Source organism: Pseudomonas sp. 1121_17, assembly GCF_052850745.1.
In genome coordinates this window covers 1-23836 of sequence record NZ_VXCX01000017.1, presented here as the reverse complement: position 1 = coordinate 23836, position 23836 = coordinate 1, and the positions used below count along the sequence as shown (strand labels likewise).

At 63.8% G+C, this 23836-nt stretch carries 20 protein-coding genes and 1 pseudogene; 14 read left to right on the top strand and 7 right to left on the bottom strand.

Features of this window, described 5'->3' with window-relative positions; translation table 11 throughout:
- Positions 1-109 precede the first annotated feature (109 nt).
- Positions 110-337, top strand: a complete 228-nt coding sequence (locus tag FW789_RS22615) for a DUF1127 domain-containing protein (protein ID WP_103435565.1) — start codon at positions 110-112, stop codon at positions 335-337.
- 10 nt (positions 338-347) lie between these two features.
- On the opposite strand, the gene FW789_RS22610 is transcribed toward FW789_RS22615, so the two are convergent.
- Positions 348-1640, bottom strand: coding sequence for an NAD(P)/FAD-dependent oxidoreductase (locus tag FW789_RS22610; protein ID WP_446432077.1), 1293 nt, complete (start codon positions 1638-1640; stop codon positions 348-350).
- Positions 1641-1773: 133 nt separating this feature from the next.
- Between FW789_RS22610 and FW789_RS22605 the strand changes: the two genes are divergently transcribed.
- Complete coding sequence (locus FW789_RS22605) at positions 1774-2127, top strand: YkgJ family cysteine cluster protein (protein WP_103435567.1); 354 nt, start codon at positions 1774-1776, stop codon at positions 2125-2127.
- A gap of 3 nt (positions 2128-2130) precedes the next feature.
- Here FW789_RS22605 and dadR read toward each other — a convergent pair whose 3' ends face one another.
- The gene (gene dadR / locus FW789_RS22600) at positions 2131-2619 is read right to left on the bottom strand and encodes a transcriptional regulator DadR (RefSeq protein ID WP_039581953.1); all 489 of its coding nucleotides are present in this window, start codon (positions 2617-2619) and stop codon (positions 2131-2133) included.
- Positions 2620-2774: 155 nt separating this feature from the next.
- Here dadR and dadA point away from each other — a divergent pair, with 155 nt between their 5' ends.
- From dadA to FW789_RS22570, 6 genes are all read left to right on the top strand, one after another.
- Complete coding sequence (gene dadA, locus FW789_RS22595; RefSeq protein ID WP_103435568.1) at positions 2775-4076, top strand: D-amino acid dehydrogenase; 1302 nt, start codon at positions 2775-2777, stop codon at positions 4074-4076.
- On the top strand, positions 4048-4401 hold the full coding sequence (locus FW789_RS22590) for a RidA family protein (protein WP_101322905.1): 354 nt from the start codon (positions 4048-4050) through the stop codon (positions 4399-4401). Before dadA ends, FW789_RS22590 begins: the two co-directional genes overlap by 29 nt.
- A gap of 92 nt (positions 4402-4493) precedes the next feature.
- Positions 4494-5567: an alanine racemase gene (alr, locus tag FW789_RS22585; protein WP_103435569.1), complete on the top strand. Its 1074-nt coding sequence runs from the start codon at positions 4494-4496 to the stop codon at positions 5565-5567.
- A gap of 108 nt (positions 5568-5675) precedes the next feature.
- A complete protein-coding gene (locus FW789_RS22580) occupies positions 5676-6224 on the top strand; it encodes a cupin domain-containing protein (RefSeq protein ID WP_101322907.1) in 549 nt (182 codons plus the stop codon).
- 135 nt (positions 6225-6359) lie between these two features.
- Complete coding sequence (locus tag FW789_RS22575) at positions 6360-6782, top strand: c-type cytochrome (RefSeq protein ID WP_224785531.1); 423 nt, start codon at positions 6360-6362, stop codon at positions 6780-6782.
- 212 nt (positions 6783-6994) lie between these two features.
- Positions 6995-8857 (top strand): acetyl-CoA hydrolase/transferase C-terminal domain-containing protein, encoded by a 1863-nt coding sequence (locus FW789_RS22570; protein WP_411562357.1) that lies wholly within the window; start codon positions 6995-6997, stop codon positions 8855-8857.
- Positions 8858-8860: 3 nt separating this feature from the next.
- Here FW789_RS22570 and xpt read toward each other — a convergent pair whose 3' ends face one another.
- Both xpt and rep read right to left on the bottom strand, forming a co-directional pair.
- Positions 8861-9433: a xanthine phosphoribosyltransferase gene (xpt, locus tag FW789_RS22565; RefSeq protein WP_101322909.1), complete on the bottom strand. Its 573-nt coding sequence runs from the start codon at positions 9431-9433 to the stop codon at positions 8861-8863.
- Between the two features lie 66 nt (positions 9434-9499).
- On the bottom strand, positions 9500-11509 hold the full coding sequence (rep, locus tag FW789_RS22560; protein WP_101322910.1) for a DNA helicase Rep: 2010 nt from the start codon (positions 11507-11509) through the stop codon (positions 9500-9502).
- Positions 11510-11824: 315 nt separating this feature from the next.
- Here rep and FW789_RS22555 point away from each other — a divergent pair, with 315 nt between their 5' ends.
- The gene (locus FW789_RS22555) at positions 11825-13489 is read left to right on the top strand and encodes a putative bifunctional diguanylate cyclase/phosphodiesterase (protein ID WP_446432076.1); all 1665 of its coding nucleotides are present in this window, start codon (positions 11825-11827) and stop codon (positions 13487-13489) included.
- 154 nt (positions 13490-13643) lie between these two features.
- Here the strand turns inward: FW789_RS22555 and FW789_RS22550 are convergent, their stop codons facing one another.
- Positions 13644-15014 carry a NorM family multidrug efflux MATE transporter gene (locus FW789_RS22550; RefSeq protein ID WP_207072862.1) on the bottom strand — a complete coding sequence of 457 codons (1371 nt, stop codon included), beginning with the start codon at positions 15012-15014 and terminating at the stop codon, positions 13644-13646.
- 157 nt (positions 15015-15171) lie between these two features.
- Here FW789_RS22550 and FW789_RS22545 point away from each other — a divergent pair, with 157 nt between their 5' ends.
- From FW789_RS22545 to FW789_RS22535, 3 genes and pseudogenes are all read left to right on the top strand, one after another.
- The gene (locus tag FW789_RS22545) at positions 15172-16104 is read left to right on the top strand and encodes a LysR substrate-binding domain-containing protein (RefSeq protein ID WP_340612483.1); all 933 of its coding nucleotides are present in this window, start codon (positions 15172-15174) and stop codon (positions 16102-16104) included.
- 155 nt (positions 16105-16259) lie between these two features.
- Positions 16260-17381 (top strand): annotated as a pseudogene (locus tag FW789_RS22540) (Cache 3/Cache 2 fusion domain-containing protein); the annotation flags it as partial.
- On the top strand, positions 17376-18242 hold the full coding sequence (locus FW789_RS22535) for a methyl-accepting chemotaxis protein (protein ID WP_375140266.1): 867 nt from the start codon (positions 17376-17378) through the stop codon (positions 18240-18242). The pseudogene FW789_RS22540 and the gene FW789_RS22535, both read left to right, overlap by 6 nt.
- Positions 18243-18296: 54 nt before the next feature.
- Here the strand turns inward: FW789_RS22535 and hglS are convergent, their stop codons facing one another.
- Together hglS and FW789_RS22525 are read right to left on the bottom strand one after the other, a co-directional pair.
- Positions 18297-19691 (bottom strand): 2-oxoadipate dioxygenase/decarboxylase HglS, encoded by a 1395-nt coding sequence (hglS, locus tag FW789_RS22530; protein WP_446432075.1) that lies wholly within the window; start codon positions 19689-19691, stop codon positions 18297-18299.
- A gap of 246 nt (positions 19692-19937) precedes the next feature.
- Entirely contained in the window at positions 19938-20828 is an 891-nt protein-coding gene (locus tag FW789_RS22525) for a LysR substrate-binding domain-containing protein (RefSeq protein WP_181088528.1), read from the bottom strand.
- A gap of 136 nt (positions 20829-20964) precedes the next feature.
- On the opposite strand from FW789_RS22525, the gene amaB reads away from it, so the two are divergent.
- Both amaB and amaA read left to right on the top strand, forming a co-directional pair.
- Positions 20965-22455: an L-piperidine-6-carboxylate dehydrogenase gene (gene amaB / locus FW789_RS22520; protein ID WP_103435578.1), complete on the top strand. Its 1491-nt coding sequence runs from the start codon at positions 20965-20967 to the stop codon at positions 22453-22455.
- A 99-nt stretch (positions 22456-22554) separates the two neighbouring features.
- Positions 22555-23836 (top strand): L-pipecolate oxidase (gene amaA, locus FW789_RS22515; RefSeq protein WP_446432074.1); only part of this gene is annotated, 1282 nt, incomplete at its 3' end.

The following is a 23836-nucleotide window of genomic DNA, read 5'->3' as shown; positions in this document are numbered from 1 at the left end:
GATCCGCCAATTCTGTATGGGAATAATAAAGCTTTTTTGCGTCTGTATTGGCTATGGCTCAGGCGCGCATGCTTTCTCCACGGTGTATCTGGAACAGGAGCAAGCAGCAATGGGTGTTTTCAGTGATGTGCGCGTGCAACCCGCAGTGAAACAGCTTGAGGCGCGTCAGCCCCAGGTCGCCAGCGCTCAAGCAGGCTTTAGCGGTGCTGGCCTGATGCTGCACCGCTGGCGCACCCGGCGCGCCCTGCTCGAGCTCGATGATCAGCAACTGCGTGATATCGGCCTAAGCTGGGAGCAGGCGCGCCAAGAGGCCAGCAAGCCGTTCTGGAAGGCCTGAAGCGCGTGGCCTACGCCAGCTCTTTGAGTCGATGCCAGAGCATGCCCAGCGCCAACAGCGGCGAGCGCAGGTGCTGGCCGCCGGGGAAGGTCATGTGCGGCACCTTGGCGAACAGGTCGAAGCGCCCGCTGTGCTGGCCGCTGATCGCCTCGCCGAGCAGGCGTGCGGCCAGGTGCGTGGCGTTCAGGCCGTGACCGGCGTAGGCCTGGGCGTAATACACGTTGGTCTGGCTGGCCAGTCGGCCTACCTGCGGCAGACGGTTGGCGCCGATGCCGATCATGCCGCCCCATTGATAATCGATGCGCACGTCCGCCAGCTGCGGGAACACCTTGAGCATCTTCGGCCGCATGTAGCCGGCGATATCCTGCGGGTCGCGCCCTGAGTAGTGGCAGGCGCCGCCGAACAGCAGCCGGTGATCGGCCGAAAGGCGATAGTAGTCGAGCGCCACGCGTTGGTCGCAGACCGCCATGTTCTGCGGCAGCAAGGCCCGCGCGCGTCCCTCGCCCAGCGGCTCGGTGGCAATCACGTAGCTGCCGGCGGGCAGTACCTTGCCGCCCAGTTCGCGGTTGAGGTCGTTGTGATAAGCGTTGCAGCACAGCACCAGCGTGCTGGCGCGGACCGTGCCGCTGGCAGTGTGCACCTGCACTTGCGGGCCATAGTCGATGCGCGTGACCTCGGAGTGTTCGTGCAGGCGCACGCCCAAGCCCGCAGCAACAGCCGCCTCGCCTAGTGCCAGGTTGAGCGGATGCAGGTGGCCCGAGCCCATGTCGATCAGGCCGCCCACATAGCGCTCGGAGTTGACCACTGTGCGGATGTCTTCTGCCGGTACCAGACGCAGCTCATGGCCATAACCGAGGCTGCGCAGCTCTTCGGCGTCGTCGGCAAAGCCCTGCAGCTCGCCGGGCTTGTTCGCCAGGTCGCAGTAGCCCCAGGTCAGGTCGCAGGCAATCGCATGGCGCTCGACCCGCTGGCGGACGATATCCACCGCTTCCAGGCCCATCAGCTTGAGGCTGTGCACACCCTGCTCGCCGAGCACCGGCAAAAACTGCTCAAGGCCATGGCCGACCCCGCGAATCAGCTGACCACCGTTGCGCCCGCTGGCGCCCCAGCCGATTTTGCGCGCTTCGAGCAAGATCACCGACAGGCCGCGCTCGGCCAGTTCGATGGCCGTGTTCAGGCCCGAATAGCCACCGCCGACGATGCACACGTCGGCGCTGTGCCGGCCTTGCAGAGCCGGGTGATCTGTCTGTGGCGCGCTGCTGGCGGCGTAATAGGAGGCGGCGTGCTGCGCGCTGTGGATCATCGGATCGGCCTTGGCGAGGAGTCAAAGGCGGCGAGCATAAGCCGCTGATCAAGCTGGCGGCAAGCCAGGCGGGCTGCGGCGGTAAAAGGGCTTATACTCAGCGCACATTCCGCATCGTTATCGCTGTCACGCCATGTCCTGCAACCGCCACAAGATCCACTTTCTGCGCGAACTGATCCCTTCTTTCGAATGCGAGCCCGGCTGCCACGACTGCTGCGGGCCGGTGACCACCTCGGCGGAAGAAATGGCCGCACTGCCGCGTAAATCCGCTGAAGAGCAGGCCGTCGCGCTGGAGCGTCTCGACTGCGTGCACCTCGGCGCGCAAGGCTGCACGGTGTACGCTGAGCGGCCGATGATCTGCCGCCTGTTCGGCACCACGCCCCGGCTGGCCTGCCCGCGCGGGCGCGGCCCGGCCGAGCCGATCGAGCCCGAGGCGGAGCAACTGGTGCACCAGTTCATTGCCAGCACCCGCCAGGTGCTGGTCTGAACCTCAGTCCGGAATCGGCAGGCACAGGCTCTCTTTGACTTCTTCCATCACGATGTAGCTCTTCGACTCGCGCACGTGCGGCAGCTTCAGCAGGATGTCGCCGAGCAGCTTGCGGTACGATGCCATCTCGGAAATCCGCGCCTTGACCAGATAATCGAAGTCGCCTGACACCAGATGGCACTCAAGCACATGCGGCAGCTTGAGCACGGCGCGGCGAAACTCCTCGAAAGTATCCCCTGACTTGTAGTCCAGGCTGATCTCGACAAACACCAGCAGGCTGCCCTTGAGGTGCTGCGGATTGAGCCGGGCGTTGTAGCCCATGATGATCCCCTCGCGCTCCAGGCGACGCACGCGCTCGGTGCACGGGGTGGTGGAGAGGCCGACCTTTTCACCCAGCTCGGTGAACGAGATACGGCCGTCACTCTGCAGGATCCGCAGAATATTGCGGTCGATCTTGTCCAGTTCACGCTTGCTCTGATGCTGGGTTCGCATAGGGGATGCCCCTCCGTAAAAGCCGACACGGCCAAGAATTGTCGCCAAATATAGGCCTTTATATAGTGAAATGCACTGGCCGGTCCTTCATATACTGCGCCCATTCATGCCATATAAACAAAATGTCGCGGCGTGCCGCGTGCGAGGGATAGACGATGCGAGTTCTGGTGCTTGGTAGCGGTGTAATCGGTACCGCCAGTGCCTACTACCTGGCCCGGCAAGGTTTCGAGGTGACGGTGGTCGACCGCCAGCCAGCGGTGGCCATGGAAACCAGTTTTGCCAACGCCGGCCAGATCTCGCCAGGCTACGCCTCGCCCTGGGCCGCCCCGGGTGTGCCGCTCAAGGCCATCAAGTGGCTGCTGGAGCGCCACGCTCCGCTGGCGATCAAGCTCACTGGCGATGTAGACCAGTACCTGTGGATGGCGCAGATGCTGCGCAACTGCACCGCCAACCGCTATGCCGTGAATAAAGAGCGCATGGTGCGCCTGTCCGAGTACAGCCGCGACTGCCTCGACGAGCTGCGCGCCGAGACCGGCCTGAGCTACGAAAACCGTGCGTTGGGCACCACTCAGCTGTTCCGCACCCAGGCGCAGCTCGATGCGGCGGCAAAAGACATCGCCGTACTCGAGCAGTCGGGTGTGCCGTACGAGCTGCTCGACCGCGATGGCATTGCCCGTGTCGAGCCGGCCCTTGCCGGGGTTACCGACATTCTCGCCGGTGCCCTGCGCCTGCCAAACGACCAGACCGGCGACTGTCAGCTGTTCACCAAAAAGCTGGCCGAGATGGCCATCAAACTCGGCGTCGAGTTCCGCTTTGGTCAGGACATCCAACGCCTGGATCATGCCGGTGATCGCATCAACGGCGTGTGGATCGACAGCAAGCTGGAAACCGCTGACCGCTACGTGCTGGCACTGGGCAGCTACTCGCCGCAGATGCTCAAGCCACTGGGTATCAAGGCGCCGGTGTATCCACTCAAGGGTTACTCGCTCACCGTGCCGATCACCGACCCTGGCATGGCGCCGACCTCGACCATTCTCGACGAGACCTACAAGGTCGCAATCACCCGTTTCGACAACCGCATCCGCGTCGGCGGCATGGCCGAGATCGCCGGTTTTGATCTGTCGCTGAACCCGCGCCGGCGCGAAACGCTGGAGATGATCGTCAACGACCTTTATCCTCGCGGCGGCGACCTGAGCCAGGCCAGCTTCTGGACCGGCCTGCGCCCGGCCACCCCGGACGGTACGCCGATCGTGGGTGCAACCAGTTTCCGCAATCTGTTCCTCAACACCGGTCACGGCACCCTGGGCTGGACCATGGCCTGTGGCTCCGGGCGTTTGCTGGCCGACTTGATCGCCAAGTGCAAGCCACAGATCAGTGCTGAGGGCCTCGATATTTCCCGTTATGGCAACCACAAGGAGTTCGCCAAGCATGGCAATCCAGCGCCAGCTCACCAATGAGCGCATGAGTCAGATCGTCACCCACAACGGCACGGTGTACCTGGCAGGCCAGGTCGGTGATGACCTCAGCGCCGGCATCGAGCAGCAGACCCGCGAGACGCTGGCGACCATCGAGCAACTGCTCGACCAGGCCGGTACCGACAAGACCCGGTTGCTCTCGGTGACCATCTACATGAAAGACATCGACGCCGACTTCGCCGGCATGAACGCGGTCTGGGACCAGTGGCTGCCGGCCGGCGTCGCGCCAGCCCGGGCCACAGTTGAAGCCAAGCTGTGCGAGCCGGAAATCCTCGTCGAGCTGTCGGTGGTCGCTGCACTGCCGTAACTCGTTCCCCCACCCCGGCGCGGTGGCTACTTGCCCCCACCCGCCGTGCCGGGGGCTTATTCAACAACCCGTACTGCCAGAAGGCTGCCGCCATGCGTCCCGCCCGCGCCCTGATCGACCTCCAGGCCCTGCGCCACAACTATCGTCTGGCCCGTGAACTGTCCGGTGCCAAAGCCCTCGCCGTGATCAAGGCCGATGCCTATGGGCATGGCGCAGTGCGCTGTGCGCTGGCGCTGGAAGCCGAGGCCGATGGCTTCGCTGTGGCCTGTATCGAAGAGGCGCTGGAGCTGCGCGCCGCTGGTATCAAAGGGCCGATTCTGTTGCTCGAAGGATTCTTCGAAGCCAGCGAGCTGGCGCTGATCAGCGCCAATGATCTGTGGTGCGTGGTGCATTCGTTGTGGCAACTGGAAGCGATCGAACAGAGCGCTGTGGCCAAGCCGCTGAAGGTCTGGCTCAAGCTCGACAGCGGCATGCACCGAGTGGGTCTGCATCCAAAGGATTACCAACAGGCCTATCAGCGTCTGCTGGCCAGCGGCAAGGTGGCGCGCATCGTGTTGATGAGCCATTTCGCCCGCGCCGACGAGCTTGATGCACAGGCCACGGCGCAGCAGCTCGCGGTATTCGAAGAGGCGCGCCAAGGCCTCAGCGCCGAATGCAGCCTGCGCAACTCACCGGCCGTGCTTGGCTGGCCGCAGGTGCCGAGCGATTGGGTACGCCCTGGCATCATGCTGTACGGAGCGACGCCGTTCGAGGTGCCCCAGGCCGAGGCGAGCCGACTGCAACCTGTCATGACCCTGCAATCGCGGGTCATCAGCGTGCGCGAACTGCCTGCAGGTGAACCGGTCGGTTATGGCGCCAAGTTCCTCAGTCCACGGCCGACCCGGGTCGGCGTGGTTGCGATGGGTTATGCCGACGGTTACCCACGCCAGGCCCCAACTGGCACCCCGGTGCTGGTGGCCGGCAAGCGCAGCCAACTGATCGGCCGGGTGTCGATGGACATGCTCTGCATCGACCTGACCGATGTCCCCGAAGCGACCCTGGGCAGCCCGGTCGAGCTGTGGGGCAAGCAGGTGTTGGCCAGTGACGTGGCCGGGCATGCCGGGACCATTCCTTACCAGCTGTTCTGCAACCTGAAGCGGGTGCCACTGGAGTACATCGGCGAATAAAGCTGCGCTGCGAACGGCAGGGGTGTGGAGTGTTGTAAATACTGAACGGCATTGCCATGATATCGTTCACATTCGACCCCACCCCCACCGTTTCAGGAGGCGCAAGCTTTGGACGTCGGCGAACGACTGCAAGCCATCCGCAAGCTCAAGGGCCTGTCCCAGCGGGAACTCGCCAAGCGCGCGGGGGTAACCAACAGCACCATCTCGATGATCGAGAAAAACAGCGTGAGCCCGTCGATCAGCTCTCTGCGCAAGGTGCTCAGTGGCATTCCGATGTCGATGGTCGAGTTCTTTTCGGTAGAAATGGAAGTCGAAAGCCAGGCCCAGATCGTCTACAAGGCCCATGAGCTGATCGACATCTCCGACGGTGCGGTGACCATGAAACTGGTCGGCAAGTCGCATCCCAATCGCGCCATTGCCTTCCTCAACGAGGTCTACCCGCCTGGCGCCGACACCGGTGACGAGATGCTCACCCACGATGGCGAAGAGACCGGCATCCTCCTCGAAGGCCGCCTGGAACTGGTGGTCGGTAGCGAGACCTTTGTGCTCGAAGCTGGCGACAGTTATTACTTCGAGAGCACCCGCCCGCACCGTTTTCGCAACCCGTTTGCCGAGCCCGCACGCTTGATCAGTGCCGCAACACCGTCGAACTTTTGATCCAGCGCAGCGTATTGATTCGCCAATAGCCCTTTCTCTTGTGTGGTCGTTTCCCGGCTCTGACGGAGCCGCTATACTTTTCAACGCCCGCAATTCGTGGCTGCGGGCGTGATCAGCCACCATGAGGGTGAACGCGTGAATCAAATCAAGAAGATGCTGGCCATACCAGCTGCCGTTTTCGCCCTGTGGGCAGTCACCGCAAACGCGGCGACCAACGATGATATTGCCAAGCGCCTGGCGCCGGTCGGCCAGGTGTGTGTTCAGGGCCAGGAATGCAAAGGCATGGCCGTGGCGGCTGTGGCCAGCGGTGGCGCGGCCAAGTCGGCTGATGACGTGATCGCCAAGCACTGCAATGCTTGCCATGCCACTGGCCTGCTCAATGCGCCGAAGATCGGCGATACCGCTGCGTGGAAAGAGCGAGCCGATCATCAGGGTGGGCTTGATGGGATCCTCGCCAAGGCGATTACCGGGATCAACGCCATGCCGCCTAAGGGCACCTGCGCTGATTGTTCGGACGATGAGCTGAAGGCGGCGATTCAGAAGATGTCTGGGCTTTGACCTATCGATAGCCGGGGCCGCTGCGCGGCCCTTTCGCGACACAAGGCCGCTCCTACGCCGACCGCGTACCACCTGCATGAGCGGTCCCTGTAGGAGCGGCCTTGTGTCGCGAAAGGGCTGCGCAGCAGCCCCGACAATCCCAGCCCAGGTGCAGCAAATCCCGCCCGCCCACGGTCCAACCCCTGACCGCATGGACGTCACAGGAGGCACCGATGGCCCACAGCTGCAGCATCGACCAGGCCGTAGACCACGTTCTGGCCCATTTGCCTGCCCATATTCACATGGGCCTGCCGCTCGGCCTGGGCAAACCGAATGCCTTCGTCAACGCGCTCTATGCCCGCATCCGTGAGCTGCCCGAACGCCGCCTGACCATCTACACCGCGCTCAGCCTCGGCCGGCCGCCATTGGGCGATGGCCTGCAGAAACGTTTCCTCGAACCCTTCATCGAACGGGTCTTTGCCGACTACGAAGAGCTCGACTACCTGGCCGACCTGCGCGGCGACAAGCTGCCCGCCAATATCCGCGTCGAGCAGTTCTTCATGCAGCCCGGCAGCCTGCTGCACAGCAGCATGGCCCAGCAGGACTACGTCAGCAGCAACTACAGCCACGCCGCCCGCGATATCAACGCCAAGGGCCTCAACCTGATCGCGCAACTGGTGGCCGAAACTCCGGAGCGCCCAGATCACCTGAGCCTGGCCTGCAACCCGGACATCACCCTCGACCTGCTGCCGATGGTCGCCAAGCGCCGCGCCGCCGGCGAGACCATTCTTCTGCTCGGCCAGGTGCACACCGAGCTGCCGTATATGCCCGGCGCTGCCGAACTGGGGCGCCAGGCCTTCGACTTGTTGATCGACGAGCCCGAGCAGCGCCGGCTGTTTTCCACTCCGAACATGCCGGTGGCGACTCAGGACCATTGCATCGGCCTGCACGCCAGCGCCCTGGTGCGTGACGGCGGCACGCTGCAGATCGGCATCGGCGCCATGGGCGATGCGGTAACTGCTGCGTTGTTGGCGCGCCAGGGCGACAATGAGGGGTACCGCGCCGTGCTGGACGAGCTGGATATCCAGCCGTGGCTGGCGCTGATCGAACGTGAAGGCGGCCTGGATGGCTTCGCCCAAGGCCTCTATGGCTGCAGCGAAATGTTCGTCAACGGCCTGCTGGCGCTGGCCGAAGCCGGCGTGGTGCGACGCCCGGCCGATGAACACGGGGTGCTGGTGCACGGTGGTTTCTTTCTCGGCCCACGGGCGTTCTACCAGCGTCTGCGCGAGATGCCGCTGGAGCAGCGCCAGCGCTACGCAATGACCGCCATCAGCTACATCAACGAGCTGTATGGCCAGGAAGAACTGAAACGCCGCCAGCGCCGCGATGCACGCTTCATCAACACCGTATTCGGCATGACCCTGCTCGGCGCCGGCGTCGCCGACCAGCTGGAAGACGGTCGCGTTCTGAGCGGGGTAGGCGGGCAGTACAACTTCGTCGCCCAGGGCCACGCGTTGCAAGGCGGCCGCTCGGTGCTGCTGCTGCGCAGCTGGCGCGAGGCCGGTGGCGAGGTCAGCTCCAACCTGTACTGGACCTACGGCCACTGCACCATCCCGCGGCACCTGCGCGATATCGTCGTCACCGAATACGGCATCGCCGACCTGCGCGGGCAGACGGACAGCGAAGTCATCGCCCGGCTGCTGGCGATCAGCGATTCACGTTTTCAGGGCGAGTTGCTCGAGCAGGCCAAGGCCGCCGGCAAACTGGCCAAGAACTTCGTGCTGGATCAGCGCTTTTGCGACAACACCCCGGAGCGCCTCGAAGCGCTGCGTGAGCGGCATCCACGGTTGTTCCCGGAGTATCCGCTGGGCACGGACTTCACCGCCGAGGAGCGTGATCTGTTCAGGGCGCTGAACTGGCTCAAGAGCAAGTTCAAGCTGAGCGAGGTGCTCGAGCTGGGCAAGGCGGCGCTCGATGCACCGCCGCCCGAAGCCTATCCGGCGCAGCTGGCGCGGATGGGCCTGGAGCAGCCGCAGGGGCTGAAACAAGAGCTGTATCAGCGCCTGCTGCTGGCCGGGTTGCAGGCAACCCGGTGAGCGTCACTCGATGAAGGTGACCACGCCGCCTGCAAGCGACTTGACCCGCGCTAGCGACTCAACCCGGTAACCCTGGCTGTCGAGCTCGGCACGGCCGCCCTGGAACGACTTCTCGATGACGATGCCCAGCCCGGCAACGGTAGCGCCCGCCTGCTTGATGATCGAGATCAGCGCCTGCGAGGCCTTGCCGTTGGCGAGGAAGTCGTCGATAACCAGCACGCGGTCGCTGCTGTTGAGATGACGCGGCGAAATCGCCACGGTGTTCTCGGTCTGCTTGGTGAACGAATACACCGAGGCAGTCAGCAGGTTTTCGGTCAGGGTCAGCGACTGGTGCTTGCGGGCGAACAGCACCGGTACACCGAGTTTCAGGCCGGTCATGATCGCCGGAGCGATGCCCGAGGCTTCGATAGTAACGATCTTGGTCACGCCGGAGTCTGCGTACAGGCGGGCGAATTCGTCACCGATCAGCTGCATCAGGGCAGGATCGATCTGGTGATTGAGAAACGCGTCGACTTTGAGAACCTGGTCGGAAAGCACGATGCCTTCTTCGCGAATCTTCTGCTGCAGTGCTTCCACTGTGGTATTCCTCGATGTAGCAAAAAGTGGCCACGGCTGGCTGCCGTGACAAAAGTGTAAAAGGGTTCAGCGCTTGAGCATTGCCCGTATATCGGCCAAGGCGTTGTTGCCGCGCGCAGCTTTGACTTCAACCGGCGCATCGTCCAGACCTTCCCAGCACAGATCATCCGGCGGTAGTTCGTCAAGGAAGCGGCTGGGCGTGCAATCGATGATTTCGCCGTACTGCTTGCGCTTGGCAGCGAAGGTGAAGGCCAGGGTCTGGCGTGCGCGGGTGATGCCCACGTAGGCCAGGCGCCGCTCTTCTTCGATGGTGTCGGCCTCGATGCTGGAGCGGTGCGGGAGGATTTCCTCTTCCATGCCCATGATGAACACGTAGGGGAATTCCAGGCCTTTGGAGGCGTGCAAGGTCATCATCTGCACGCCTTCGGCGTTTTCCTCTTCTTCCTGCTGGCGCTCGAGCATGTCGCGCAGGACCAGCTTGCCGATGGCGTCCTCGATGGTCATGTCACCCTCTTCGTCTTTCTCGAGGGTGTTTTTCAAGGCATCGATCAGGAACCAGACGTTGCTGATACGGAAATCCGCCGCCTTGTCACTGGCGGTGTTCTGGCGGATCCAGTTTTCGTAGTCGATGTCGCGGACCATCTCGTGCAGCGCGGCAATCGGGTCGTCCAGCGCAACCTTGTGGCGAACGCCGTCGAGCCAGTGCTTGAAGCGCTGCAAACGCTCGGTGTAGCGCGCATCGAGGTGCTCGCCGAGGCCAATTTCGTCGCTGGCGGCGTACATCGACACGCCACGCTCGGTGGAATAGTTGCCGAGCTTTTCCAGGGTGGTCGAGCCGATTTCCCGGCGCGGCACGTTGATCACCCGCAGGTAGGCGTTGTCGTCATCCGGATTGACCAGCAGGCGCAGGTAGGCCATCAGGTCCTTGACCTCCTGGCGACCGAAGAAGCTGTTGCCGCCCGACAGGCGATACGGCACCTGGTGGTGCTGCAGCTTCAATTCGATCAGCTTGGCCTGGTAGTTGCCGCGGTAGAGGATGGCAAAGTCGCTGTAGGGGCGGTCGGTGCGCAGGTGCAAGGTGAGGATTTCCATGGCCACACGCTCGGCCTCGGTTTCCTCGTTCTTGCAGCGGATCACGCGGATTTCGTCACCGTGGCCCATCTCGCTCCACAGCTGCTTTTCGAAATCATGCGGGTTGTTGGCGATCAGCACGTTGGCGCAACGCAGGATGCGGCTGGTCGAGCGGTAGTTCTGCTCGAGCATGACCACCTTCAGCGACGGGTAGTCCTCTTTCAACAACATGAGGTTTTCCGGGCGGGCACCGCGCCAGGCGTAGATCGACTGGTCATCGTCGCCGACCACGGTGAACTGGTTGCGCATGCCGATCAGCATCTTCACCAGCAGGTACTGACTGGCGTTGGTGTCCTGGTATTCGTCGACCAGCAGGTAGCGCACCTTGTTCTGCCAGCGCTCAAGCACCTCGGGGTGCTCCTGGAACAGTTTGACCGGCAGCAGGATCAGGTCGTCGAAGTCCACCGCGTTGTACGCCTTGAGCGTGCGCTGATAGTGGGTGTAGACGATAGCGGCGGTCTGCTCGCGCGGATTGCGGGCTTTTTCCAGCGCCTCGGCGGGCATGATCAGCTCGTTCTTCCAGGCACCGATCATGTTCTTGATCTCGTCGATGCCGTCGTCGCCGGAGTACTCCTTCTGCATGATGTCCGACAGCAAAGCCTTGATGTCGGCCTCGTCGAAGATCGAGAAGCCCGGCTTGTAGCCCAGGTGCTTGTGCTCCTTGCGGATGATGTTCAAGCCCAAGTTGTGGAAGGTGCAGACGGTCAGGCCGCGGCCCTCACCTGCGCGCAGCAGGGTGGCGACCCGCTCCTTCATCTCGCGCGCGGCCTTGTTGGTGAAGGTCATGGCGACGATGTACTGGGCACGGATGCCGCAGTTCTGGATCAGGTGGGCGATCTTGCGGGTGATCACGCTGGTCTTGCCGGAGCCAGCACCGGCGAGCACCAAAAGAGGGCCGCCGACATAGTCACAGGCTTCTTGTTGCCGGGGATTGAGTCGGGACATGCTAGAACCGGGGTCGCCAGAAAATAGCCGCGCATTCTAACAGGCAAGTCACGCTTGTGGCGCGACCGTCTGACGCCGGAGTCAGACTTTTGTGACGTCCGGTGCCCTACCTGGCGGGAGTGGATCAGAGCATTGCCGCCACAATCGAGCTATTACTCAAATCAGATTTGCCGGTTGTACGACTTTTGGAGCAGGATGCGCGACAGAATACGACGGAGTGCAGCCCCGGGATGGGTGTTAATAAGAGTGAATATCATTTGACTCTTGAGGTAGGATACCCCCGTCACGGTTAACGATCTCGCCTAAGGAGCGCGCTTGTCCACGCCTGTCGAACCCTTGCGTTTGCTGCTGTTGGCCGATGAGCCGGAGTGGGCCGCCAGCTTGCGCGACTGCCTGCAGCCTTTGGCTGACAGCGCGGTGCTGTTGACCGCGCCCAACTGGGAGGCGGTCAACAGCCTGTTTGCCCATGACCGTCAGGCGGTGGTGCTGGCAACGCCTGCGCTGCTGCCGACCCCGGGCCGCTGCGAGTTGCCGACCATTGTCCTGCTCGAAGACGAGCCCGAGGCGCCGCCTGCCGGCGTCAGTGACTGGCTGGTGCGGGCGCAACTGAGCAGTGACAGCCTGCGCCGCTCGCTGCGTCATGTGCGCGAGCGCGGCGTGCTGGTCGCCACCCTGCAGCGCCTGGCCGAACAGGACCCGCTGACCGGCATCGCCAACCGTCAGGGCTTTCAGGCCCTGCTGACCACGCGCCTGGCCGAACACGACGGCCGTGGCGTTGCTCTTGGCCATCTGGATCTGGACAACTTTCGCCACGTCAACGATGCACTCGGCCATCAGGGCGGCGACCGGCTGATCCTGCAGGTGGTGACCCGGCTCAAGTTGCAGCTCGAGGCGAGCGATCAGCTGGCCCGGCTGGGCAGCGACGAATTCGCCCTGCTGATCGACACCCGCCGCGAGCCGAACCGCGCCGAATGGGTGGCCGAGCGCATCGTCGAAGCGCTGGGTGAGCCGTACTGGGTCGATGGCGAAAGCCTGCTGGTGGGCTGCAGCCTGGGTCTGGCCCATGCCCGCGCGCAGGCCGGCGCCGACCCACTGATGTGGCACGCGCACATCGCCATGCGCCAGGCCAAGAGCGTGCAGGGTTGCAGCTTTCATGTGTTCAACGAGCGGATCAACCGCAACGCGCGCAGCCTGGCTGACCTTGAAGGCGAACTGCGCCGCGCCCTGCGCCGCGACGAGCTGGAATTGCACTACCAGCCACGGCTGAACCTCGTCGATGGCCGCATCGTTGGCCTCGAAGCACTTGTACGCTGGAACCACCCCGAACGCGGCCTGCTGCCGCCGAGCGAATTCGTGCCGCTGGCCGAGCAGAGCGGCCTGATCGTGCCGCTCGGCTACTGGGTCATCTCACGTGCCCTGCGCGACATGCAGGGCCTGCGTGAGCACGGCATTGCGCCGCTGCACATGGCGGTCAACCTGAGCTTTCGCCAGTTTCAGGACAGCCAGCTGCTGGCGACCCTGAGCCGGCTGATCATCGAGCATGGCGTCGATGCCCGATGGCTTGAGTTCGAGCTGACCGAAACCGCGGTGATGCGCCGCAACGAGCTGGTGCGCCAGACCATGGACGCCCTGGGCCGCCTGGGCGTGCGCTTCTCGCTGGATGACTTTGGCACCGGTTTTTCGTCGTTCGTGCACCTGAACAGTCTGCCGATCACCTTGCTCAAGGTCGACCGCAGTTTTGTCGGTGGTATGGAGCTGCGCGAAGAAAACCGCAAGCTGGTCCACGCGATGATCAACCTGGCGCACAACCTCAATCTCGAAGTGGTCGCCGAGGGTGTCGAAAGCGAAGAGCAGATGACACTGCTGCGCGGCTTTGGCTGCGACCAGGTGCAGGGTTTTCTGGTCAGCCAGCCGCTGCCCGTAGATGAACTGGTGACCTACTTGCAGCAGGTGCCGGTCGCGGCGATTCGCGCTGTTTGAGGGATCGGGGGCTGCTTTGCAGCCCTTTCGCGACACAAGGCCGCTCCTACGCCGACCGCGCAATATCTAGACGACCCGGTCCTCTGTAGAGCGGCCTTGTGTCGCGAAAGGGGCGCATAGCCCCCCAGCATTCCCACTGTCACAGCAATAACCGTCAAACCCCCACAGCGGCCTTGCGCAGCATCCGCCGCATCCGCCATTCGAAGGCGCAGGTCAGCGCCACCGAGGAGCAGGCCAGGCCCAGCGCCAGGCCCCACCAAATGCCGAGTGCACCGCCGCCGAGGTTGAAGGCAAACAGCCACGCACTTGGCGCGCCGATCAGCCAATAACAACCCAGACCGATCAGGAAGGTGGTCTTGGCGTCTTGCAGGCCGCGGATCGAACCCATGGCGATGGTCTGCACGCCATCGAACAACTCAAACCACGCCGCCACCATCACCAGCCCCACTGCCAGCTGGAAGATGCCGGCAAAGGCAGGGTCATTGCGGTCGATGAACAATCCCACCAACTGCTCGGGCAGCAACAGGAACAGCGCGGCGAAGGCAAACATCAACAGCGCACCAAAGCAGATACCGACCCGCCCGGCACTGCGCGCTGCAAGCAGGTTGCCGCCGCCGTAATACAGGCCAACCCGCATGGTCACCGCATAAGACAACCCGGTCGGCACCATGAACGCGGTCGAGACGATCTGCAGGGCGATCTGATGCGCCGCCAGCTCGGTGCTGCCGAGCACACCCATGCACAGCGCGGCGAAGGCGAACAAGCCGACTTCGACCATGTACGTGCCGCCGATCGGCAGGCCCAGCCGCCACAGCTCGCGCAACGCCGACAGCGATGGCCGCGCCAGGCCCTTGCGCAGCGGGTAGGCGTCGTAGAAGCGGTGCCAGCGGATATACAGCGCCAGGGCGATGGCCATGCCCAGCGAGACCAGCGCGGTGACCAGGCCAATGCCGACCAGGCCGAGTTTGGGCAAACCGAACATGCCCTCGATCAGTGCATGGTTGAGCAGGTAGTTGAGCACCGTGCCGACCAGGCTGATGACCATCACCGGCGTCGACCGGCCAAGGGCGCTGGTGAAGCCGCGCAAGGCCATAAACGTCAGGTAGCTGGGCAGTGCCAGTGGCAACAGGGTGAGGAAGGCCATGGCCGCCTCGACGTTTTCCGGCTGCTGGCCAAACATCAGCAGCACCGGGCCGAGGTTCCACAATGCCAGCGCGGCGCCTAGCGCCAAAGCCCAGGCCAGCCAGATGCCGGCTTGAGCGAGGCGGGTGGCGCCGGCGATATCCCCGGCACCCTTGCGGATCGCCACCAACGTGCCGACGGCGGCAATCACGCCCAGACAGAAGATCGACACGAACGAATAGCTCGCCGCACCCAGGCCGCCACCGGCCAGGGCCTGCGGGCTGATCCGCGCCATCATCAAGGTGTCGGTCAGCACCATCAGCATATGCGCCAACTGCGAGGCAATCAGCGGCCCGGCCAGGCGCAGCAGAGCCTTGAGTTCAACGGTGGGCGCGACGTGCATGGTGAGAGTCCTTGATGCTGGGGGATGAACAGGAGGTGGATTCTGAGGCCTGGGTCAACTTTCCACAAAAGGATAAATGCGATCGTTGCCATGAGTTGAACTCATGTATGTATGATTTGGCCTGCCAGTTCGTGCTCCCCCGTATTGCAGGTGCCCCATGTCCAGACAACTCCCTCCGCTCTATGCGCTGCGCGCATTCGAGGCGGCTGCACGGCATTCCTCGTTCACTCGCGCAGGCGAGGAGTTATCGATTACGCAAAGCGCCGTCAGCCGGCACATCCGCACGCTGGAGGAGCACTTCGGCTGCCGCCTGTTCGGGCGCAGCGGCCGCAGCCTGCAGCTGACCGAGGCGGCGCGGATGCTGCTGCCCGGCGTGCGCGATGGCTTCGCAGCGCTGGAGCGCGCCTGCGATACCTTGCGCGGCGAAGATGACATCCTGCGCATGAAAGCCCCGTCGACCCTGACCATGCGCTGGCTACTGGCGCGGCTGAGCCGCTTTCGTCATCTGCAGCCGGGCAACGAAGTGCAACTGACCAGTGCCTGGATGGACGTCGATCATGTCGATTTCAATCACGAGCCGTTCGACTGCGCGGTATTGCTCAGCGATGGCCAGTTTCCGGTCGACTGGGAGGTGCGGCGGCTGTTCTCCGAGTTGCTGATCCCGGTCGGCGCTGCGCAGCTGATCGACGAGGGGCCTTGGGATGAGCAGCGCCTGGCCGGCATCGAACTGCTGCATCCGACCCCGGACAAACGTGACTGGCGCAGCTGGCTGGCGCGCATGGGCCTGGCCGACAAGGTTTCGCTCAAGGGTGGGCAGGTTTTCGACACGCTTGAACTGGGCATGATCGCTGCGGCGCGTGGCTACGGGATCTCCATGGGCGATCTGTTGATGGTGGCCGAAGACGTCGCTCAAGGCCGGCTGAGCCTGCCGTGGCCGACCGCAGTGGCCAGCGGCATGGACTATTACCTGGTCTGGCCACGCACCAGGCCCGGCACAGAGCGCCTGCGCCGCTTGAGCGGGTTTCTTCAGGAAGAGGCGGCAGCAATGGATTTGCCAGCGGTACAGATCCTTACGGCGCTGGCCGAGTAAAACGTTTGCGAATATCCCGGTCCGACACTCAAGTATTCACCCGCGACGCCGATTTAATGGCACCAGCGTCCCGCTAGAGGGCGCGATTACCCGTCGATAAGCGCGGGCGGTCAGCGCGATCAGGATGATCCCGGCCACTTGCCAGGAGCTTGCACATGTCTCAACCCCGTGCCCGGATTGCCTCACAGCTCGGTATCGCCCTCGCCATCGTGCTGGCGCTGGTGATCACCGGCAGTACCCTGTTTGCCCTGCGCTCGCTGGACAACGCCAACCTCGCCACCCGCCAGGAACACCTGGCCAGTGAAGCGCGGCTGCTGGCCGACCAGCTGGATACCTTCCATGGCTCGCTGAAGGACAACACCCAGCGCCTCAGCGGCCTGTTCGAGCGCCGCTTTGCCTCGGGTCTGAGCCTGCATGCCGGCGAGACCGCCACTGTCGCCGGCCAGGCCACGCCGGCGCTGTATCTGGGTGAGCGCCTGCTCAACAACGATTTCCAGCAGGTCGACGAGTTCAAGCAGATGACCGCCGGCGTCGCCACCGTGTTCGTGCGCAGTGGCGATGACTTCATCCGCATCAGCACCTCGCTGACCAAGCAGGATGGCAGCCGCGCCATCGGCACCCAGCTCGACCGCCAGCACCCGGCCTACGCCAAGTTGATGGCTGGGCAGACCTATGTTGGCCGCGCCGCACTGTTCGACCGCAATTACATGACCCGCTATGTGCCGGTGAGCGATGGCAGCGGCCGAGTCATTGCGGTGTTGTTCGTCGGCTTCGACTACACCGATGCGCAGAACGCCCAGTTCGCCAACCTCAACCGCTTCCGTATTGGCCACACCGGCTCGCTGGCGCTGCTCGACGAGCAGGGCAAGTGGCTGGTGCCGCCGGCTGATGTGGGCAATGCCGAGGCGGCCGCGCAAGCCGTCAAGAACCTCGCTGCAGAGCCGGGTACTGGCAGCTTCTGGGACAACGCCGACCAGCAGATTTTCAGCGTTGCCATGCCGTTTGCCGAAGGCCCGTGGACAGTTGTTGCGAGCATGCCCGAAGCCGAGATTCGCGACGTGACATGGAGTGTCGGCCTACGCCTGGCGATCGGCAGCCTGCTGGCCATGCTGCTGGCGGTGGCGGCGACGCTGTTCCTGCTGCGGCGCAAGCTGCGCCCACTGAGCGACCTGCTGCATCAGGCTGAAGCCCTGGGCGCGGGTGATCTGAGCGCGCGCCTGACGGTCAGCAGCAACGACGAGATTGGCCAGTTGGCCCGCAGCTTCAACCAGATGGGTGAAGCACTGTCGACCATGGTTGCGCACATTCGCAGCGCCTCCGAGCAGGTCAGCGGCCGTGCTCGTTCGCTGGCCGGGCTGTCGTCTGGTGCGTGCGAAGGCATGGAGCAGCAGTCTGGCGAAATCACCAGCATGGCTGGCGCCGTCGAAGAGTTCAGCGCCACCTCGATGAACATTGCCGACAATATGGCCGGCACCGAACGCATGGCCCGCGACAATGCCGAGCACACCCGGGTTGGCCGTAGCGCGATGAACGAAGCGTCAGCCTCGCTACGCCAGATCGCCGATGCCCTCGGCGGCACTGCTGAGGTCATGGACACCCTTGGCGCCCGCTCGCAGGAAATCGGCGGCATCGTCGGGGTGATCACCGCCATCGCCGAGCAAACCAACCTGCTCGCGCTCAACGCGGCAATCGAGGCCGCTCGCGCCGGTGAGCAGGGCCGTGGCTTTGCCGTGGTGGCCGATGAGGTGCGCGGCCTGGCGGCGCGGACCCGTTCGGCAACCGACGAGATTTCCGGAATGATCGGCAGTATCCAGCAGCAGACCGGGCACGCCATCAGCACCCTGCAGCAGGGCAACCGGCTGATGCAGGAAGGCCTTGAACGCAACGTCAAAGTGGCTGATGCGCTGGCCCAGATTGACCAGCAGAGCCGCGACGCCGGTGAGCAGTTTGCCGCGATCAGCGCTGCCACTCAGGAGCAGAGCAGCACCGCGACCTTGCTCAGCCGCAACCTGCAGAGCATCGCCCAGGCCAACAGCGAGCAGCACGATGTGGCCAATGAACTGGCCACTACCGCGCGTGAGCTGGAAGGCCTGGCGGCCCAGTTGCGCCAGGAAGTGGATCGCTTCCGCGTCCGCTGACAGCGGCAGCCGCCGCGCAGATCGGCCTGCGTAGCGGCTGCAATCAGGCGAGGGTTACAGCGCGCTCAGGTTCAGTGCCTGCGCACAGGCCTGCAGCGAGCGCTGTTCGCTCTGCGCGTATAGCGCCAGCTCGTCCTGCACCGCCAACCCCAGCGCCGCCTCGAACGCTTCGCGGTTGGCATTGCTGCCGTAGTTGGCCTGGGCATCGTCGCCCAGGTTGGACTGGAAGATCCCTGCCGCACTGACCGGCAGGAAGTCTTCGTAAACCAGCGCCTCGAAATGCACATGCCCGGCGTCGATCAGGCCCTGCAAGGTGCTCGGCCGGCCAGCTTCGTTGCGCGCTGCCAGGCCCTTGTCGGTGGCGAAATAACGGAAGTAGGCCAGGCCCTGCTCGCGCAACTGCGCCAGGTCATCGGGGAACTCGGCGAACTGCGCCTGGAGCAACTGCTGGTAGCGCTCGGCATTGGCCTCGGTCGGCACCCCGCCGAGCGCTGCGCGGGTCGCATCGAGCAAGGTGTCGTACAGCGCCCGGCCCTTGGGCGTCAGCGCTGCTCCACGCTGTTCGATTTCGCCGAAGCGCGCGGTATGGCTGCCTTCGCTGCCGGCCTGATCGGTGAAGGCGACCTTCTCTTGCAGGGCCTTGAAGCTGGTCTGACGCAGCAGGATCGGGTGGCGCCGGGTTGGCGGGCCTTCGACCACTGCCTTGGGGGGAATGCCCTTGGCCGGCATGCCCAGCTGAATCGCATCGATGTCCAGCGTGCGCGGGGTCAGGTGATTGATGTGCGGGCCTTTGAACGCCACCACATCGGCGATCAGCCGGTGCTGGTCATGCAGTTGCTGGTACTGCTCGGCAGTCACCGTCGCCTGCTGGTGCCAGCGGAAGGTGTGCAGCGCCTCCTGCACAAAGGCCTCGGCGTCGGCGGCGTTGAGGCCGTTGTTGCGCTCACATTGGGCGATCAGTTCCAGCACCTGCGGAGTGAAGATCTGTCGCTTGGCGAGAATGCTCGCAGCCAGCTCGCGCAGTTGCGGGTTGGCGATCAGCTCCAGGCGCAGCAGCGAAGTGAACACACGGAACGGGCTGACGTGCAGCGACTGCTCATGCACTGCGCGAAACGCCGTCGAGTGCACCGGCACGCCCGCCGAGCTCAGGTCGTAGTAACCCACCGGCTGCATGCCCATCACCGCGAACAGGCGGGCGATGGTGGCCAGCTCGGCGGCGGTGCCAACGCGGATGGCGCCATGGCGTTCGTGGTCGAGACGCTCGATTTCGCCGGTCCAGCGCAGCGCTTCAGCGACCTGCGGCTGTTGCTGCATGACCTGCTGGTTGATTTCGCTGACCAGCTCCAGCAGCGTGCCATAGAGCGGCACTTCCTGTTTGTACATGAGCGACATGGCGGCAGAGAACTGCGCACGGATGCTGTCTGGGCTGACGAAATCATGGGCGGGCATCGCAAGCTTCCTGGTGGTTAATTGGACCATTACATGAAAACTGGGAATGGACTGCCGCCACAAGCGAAAAAAAGTAGAGGTGTCATTCCCTTTATGATTGATGTTGCCAATGATTGGGGCTGCTTCGCAGCCCTTCGCGGCGGTCCGGCGTCCCGGTGAACCCGCTCCCACAAGGGTTTTGCAGTGCTGCCGAACCCTGTGGGGGCGGGCTTGCCCGCGAAGGCCGCGAAGCGGCCCCCGACACTATCAGCCTCCAAGCTGAGTTTTGATCCACTCCACCAAAGCCCGCACCTTCGGCACTTCGGCCGCATGCTCGGCATACGCCAGATAATGCGCGCCATTACTGCGCATAGCATGCTGCCATGCAATCACCAAACTGCCCTCGGCCAGCTCCTTCTCCGCCAGATAACGCGGCACCAACGCCACCCCGCAGCCCGCCTGAGCCGCGCTCAAGGCCATATAAAAGGTGTCGAAGCGCGGCCCGTGGTAGCTGTTGTCGGTGTGCAGGCCCTGCTCCAGGAACCACTCATGCCAGGCCTCAGGCCGTGAAGTGCTTTGCATCAACACCAGTTCGGCCAGCGCACTGGCATCGCTCAACTCACGCCCTTGCAGCAGTTCAGGCGCACACACCGGCACCACTTCCTCGTCGAACAGCTGCACGCAGGTTGCCCCCGGCCAGGTGCCCTGGCCAAAGAAGAACACCACGTCGGCAGAGCCTTGCAACAGCGAGAACGGCTCCATCTCGTTGCGGATATCCAGGTGGATATTCGGGTAGCGTTTGCCAAAACCCTTGAGGTGCGGGATTAACCAGCGCACGCCAAAACTCGGTTGAGTAGCTACCTTCAATATCTCGGTCTGCTCGCCGTACGTCAGGATGTAGCGGCTGGACATGTCGACCTGGGTGAGGATCTTGTTCACCTCGGCCAGGTACAGGCTGCCCGCAGGCGTCAGCTGCAAGCGCCGGCGAATGCGCAGGAACAGGTGGTGGTGAAGCATTTCTTCAAGCTGCGCGACCTGTTTGCTGACCGCACTTTGGGTCAGGTGCAGCTCTTCGGCAGCGCGGGTAAAACTCAAGTGACGGGCTGCAGCTTCAAAGCACTGCAGGGCCGTCATCGACGGTACCAGACGTTTCGACATGGCAGTCTCTATGCAAGGGGATCATGACCTGACGGAATGATATGCGGAATAAAGGTCGTTTGTTGCACTGCTGTGATCGGATTAATACTGATCCACATCATATTTACCACCCTTCAGCCGATTTAGGAGAAGCACGATGGTTGCTGCATTGCTCGAGCGCCTTGGCGTCGCCGCCCAGGCCTACACCCAGGGCGACTACCCTGTTCACACCCCGATCGACGGTAGCCAGATCGCCACGGTGAAACTGCTCGGCAAGGCCGAGACCACCGCCTGCATCGACCAGGCCCACGCCGCCTTCGAAGCCTGGCGCACTGTACCGGCCCCGCGTCGCGGCGAGCTGGTGCGGCTGTTTGGCGAAGTCCTGCGTCAGCACAAGGCCGAGCTTGGTGAGCTGGTCTCGATCGAAGCCGGCAAGATCACCCAGGAAGGCCTGGGCGAAGTGCAGGAAATGATCGACATCTGCGACTTCGCCGTCGGCCTGTCGCGTCAGCTGTACGGCCTGACCATCGCCTCCGAGCGCCCCGGCCATCACATGCGTGAGTCGTGGCATCCGCTGGGCGTGGTTGGCGTGATCAGCGCCTTCAACTTCCCGGTGGCGGTGTGGGCGTGGAACACCGCGCTGGCGCTGGTAGCCGGTAACGCCGTGGTCTGGAAACCGTCCGAAAAGACCCCGCTGACCGCACTGGCCTGCCAGGCGCTGTTCGAAAAAGCTCTGCTGGCCTTCGGTGATGCACCGGCCGGCCTGGCCCAGTTGGTGATCGGCGGCCGCGAAGCCGGCGAAGCGCTGGTCGACGACCCACGTGTACCGCTGGTCAGCGCCACCGGCAGCACCCGCATGGGCCGTGAAGTCGGCCCACGGGTTGCCGCACGCTTTGGCCGCAGCATCCTCGAACTGGGCGGCAACAACGCCATGATCCTTGCGCCGAGTGCCGATCTTGATCTGGCTGTGCGCGGCATTCTGTTCTCCGCCGTCGGCACCGCTGGCCAGCGCTGCACCACCCTGCGTCGGTTGATCGTGCACCGTTCGATCAAGGACGAAGTGGTTGCCCGCGTCAAAGCCGCTTACGGCAAAGTGCGTATCGGTGACCCGCGCGAAAACAACCTGGTCGGCCCGCTGATCGACAAGCAGTCGTTCGACGCCATGCAAGGCGCACTGGCCAAGGCCCGCGACGAAGGTGGCCAGGTGTTTGGTGGTGAGCGTCAGCTGGCCAGCCAGTACCCGAACGGCTACTACGTGACCCCGGCAATCGCCGAGATGCCTGCGCAGAGCGAAGTGGTCCGCCACGAGACTTTCGCACCGATCCTGTACGTGCTGGCTTATGACGATTTCGAGGAGGCCTTGCGCCTGAACAACGAAGTGCCACAAGGCCTGTCGTCGTGCATCTTCACCACCGACCTGCGTGAAGCCGAGCGCTTCCAGAGCGCAGCCGGCAGCGACTGCGGCATCGCCAACGTCAACATCGGCACCAGCGGTGCAGAGATCGGTGGCGCGTTCGGCGGCGAGAAAGAAACCGGCGGCGGTCGCGAGTCGGGTTCGGATGCCTGGAAAGGCTACATGCGTCGCCAGACCAACACCGTCAACTACTCACGCGAATTGCCGCTGGCGCAGGGCATCGTGTTCGACTGATGATCGCAGGCGGGGGCCTCGGCCCCCTTTCGCGGCCGTGTGCCGCGAGCGGCCGCCTGGCGGCCACACCGTAACAAGAAAAATAAGCTGAGGCCGGTCATGCCCGAATTGCATCAACAATGTCTCTGGGAACACGTCACCCCGGCGAGCGTCGCCGTGCAGGCCCTGGCGGGCGAGCACAAGGCCGACGTCTGCGTCATCGGTGGCGGTATCACCGGCCTGTCGGCAGCGATCCATCTGCTCGAACAGGGCAAGTCGGTGATCGTTGTCGAAGCCTGGAAAATCGGCCACGGCGGCTCCGGGCGCAACGTTGGCCTGGTCAACGCCGGCACCTGGATTCGCCCCGACGATGTCGAAGCGACCCTCGGTCAACAACAGGGCAGCCGCTTGAACAAGGCCTTGGGCGAGGCACCCGCCGAGGTGTTCGCCATGATCGAGCGCCTGGGCATCGACTGCCAGGCCCAGCACAAAGGCACTCTGCACATGGCGCACAACGCCACTGGCCTGGCTGACCTGGAGGCGCGCCATCAGCAATGGAGCCGGCGCGGCGCCAACGTCGAACTGCTGACCGGCGCGCAGTGCCAGGAATACTGCGGTACCGACAAGATTTCCGCCGCGCTGCTTGACCACCGCGCCGGCACCATCAACCCGATGGCTTACACCCAAGGCCTGGCTGCTGCAGTTGAGCGGCTGGGCGGCAAGTTGTTCCAGCAATCCTCGGTCGAAGGCCTGCAGCGCGATGGCGCTGGCTGGCAGGTCAACACCGGCAAAGGCGTGGTCCGTGCCGATAAGGTGGTGATCTCCACCGGCGCCTACACCGAGGGCGACTGGAGCAACCTGCAAAAGCACTTCTTCCGTGGCTATTACTACCAGGTTGCCTCGGCACCGCTGCAAGGCGCAGCCGCCGACAAGGTGCTGCCCCATGGCCAAGGCTCGTGGGATACCCGTACCGTACTCAGCAGCATCCGCCGCGATGACCAAGGCCGCCTGCTGCTCGGCAGCCTCGGTCGGGTCGACAACAAGCCGGCATGGTTCGTACGGCGCTGGGCCGACCGCATTCAGAGCCACTACTACCCGGAGCTGGGCAAGGTCGACTGGGAAATGCACTGGACCGGCTGCATCGACTTCACCCCCGATCACCTGATGCGCCTGTTCGAACCTGCACCGGGGTTGGTCGCGGTGACCGGCTACAACGGTCGCGGCAATACCACCGGTACCGTGATTGGCCGGGCCTTTGCCGAGTTTCTGCTCAAGGATGACCCCGAGCGCCTGCCGGTGCCGTTCTCGCCGATGAAAGCTGTCAGCGCGCCGTCGTTGCGTACTGCGTTCTATGAGTCAGGCTTCTCGCTGTACCACGCCGGCCAGTGCTTGCGCGTGGTCC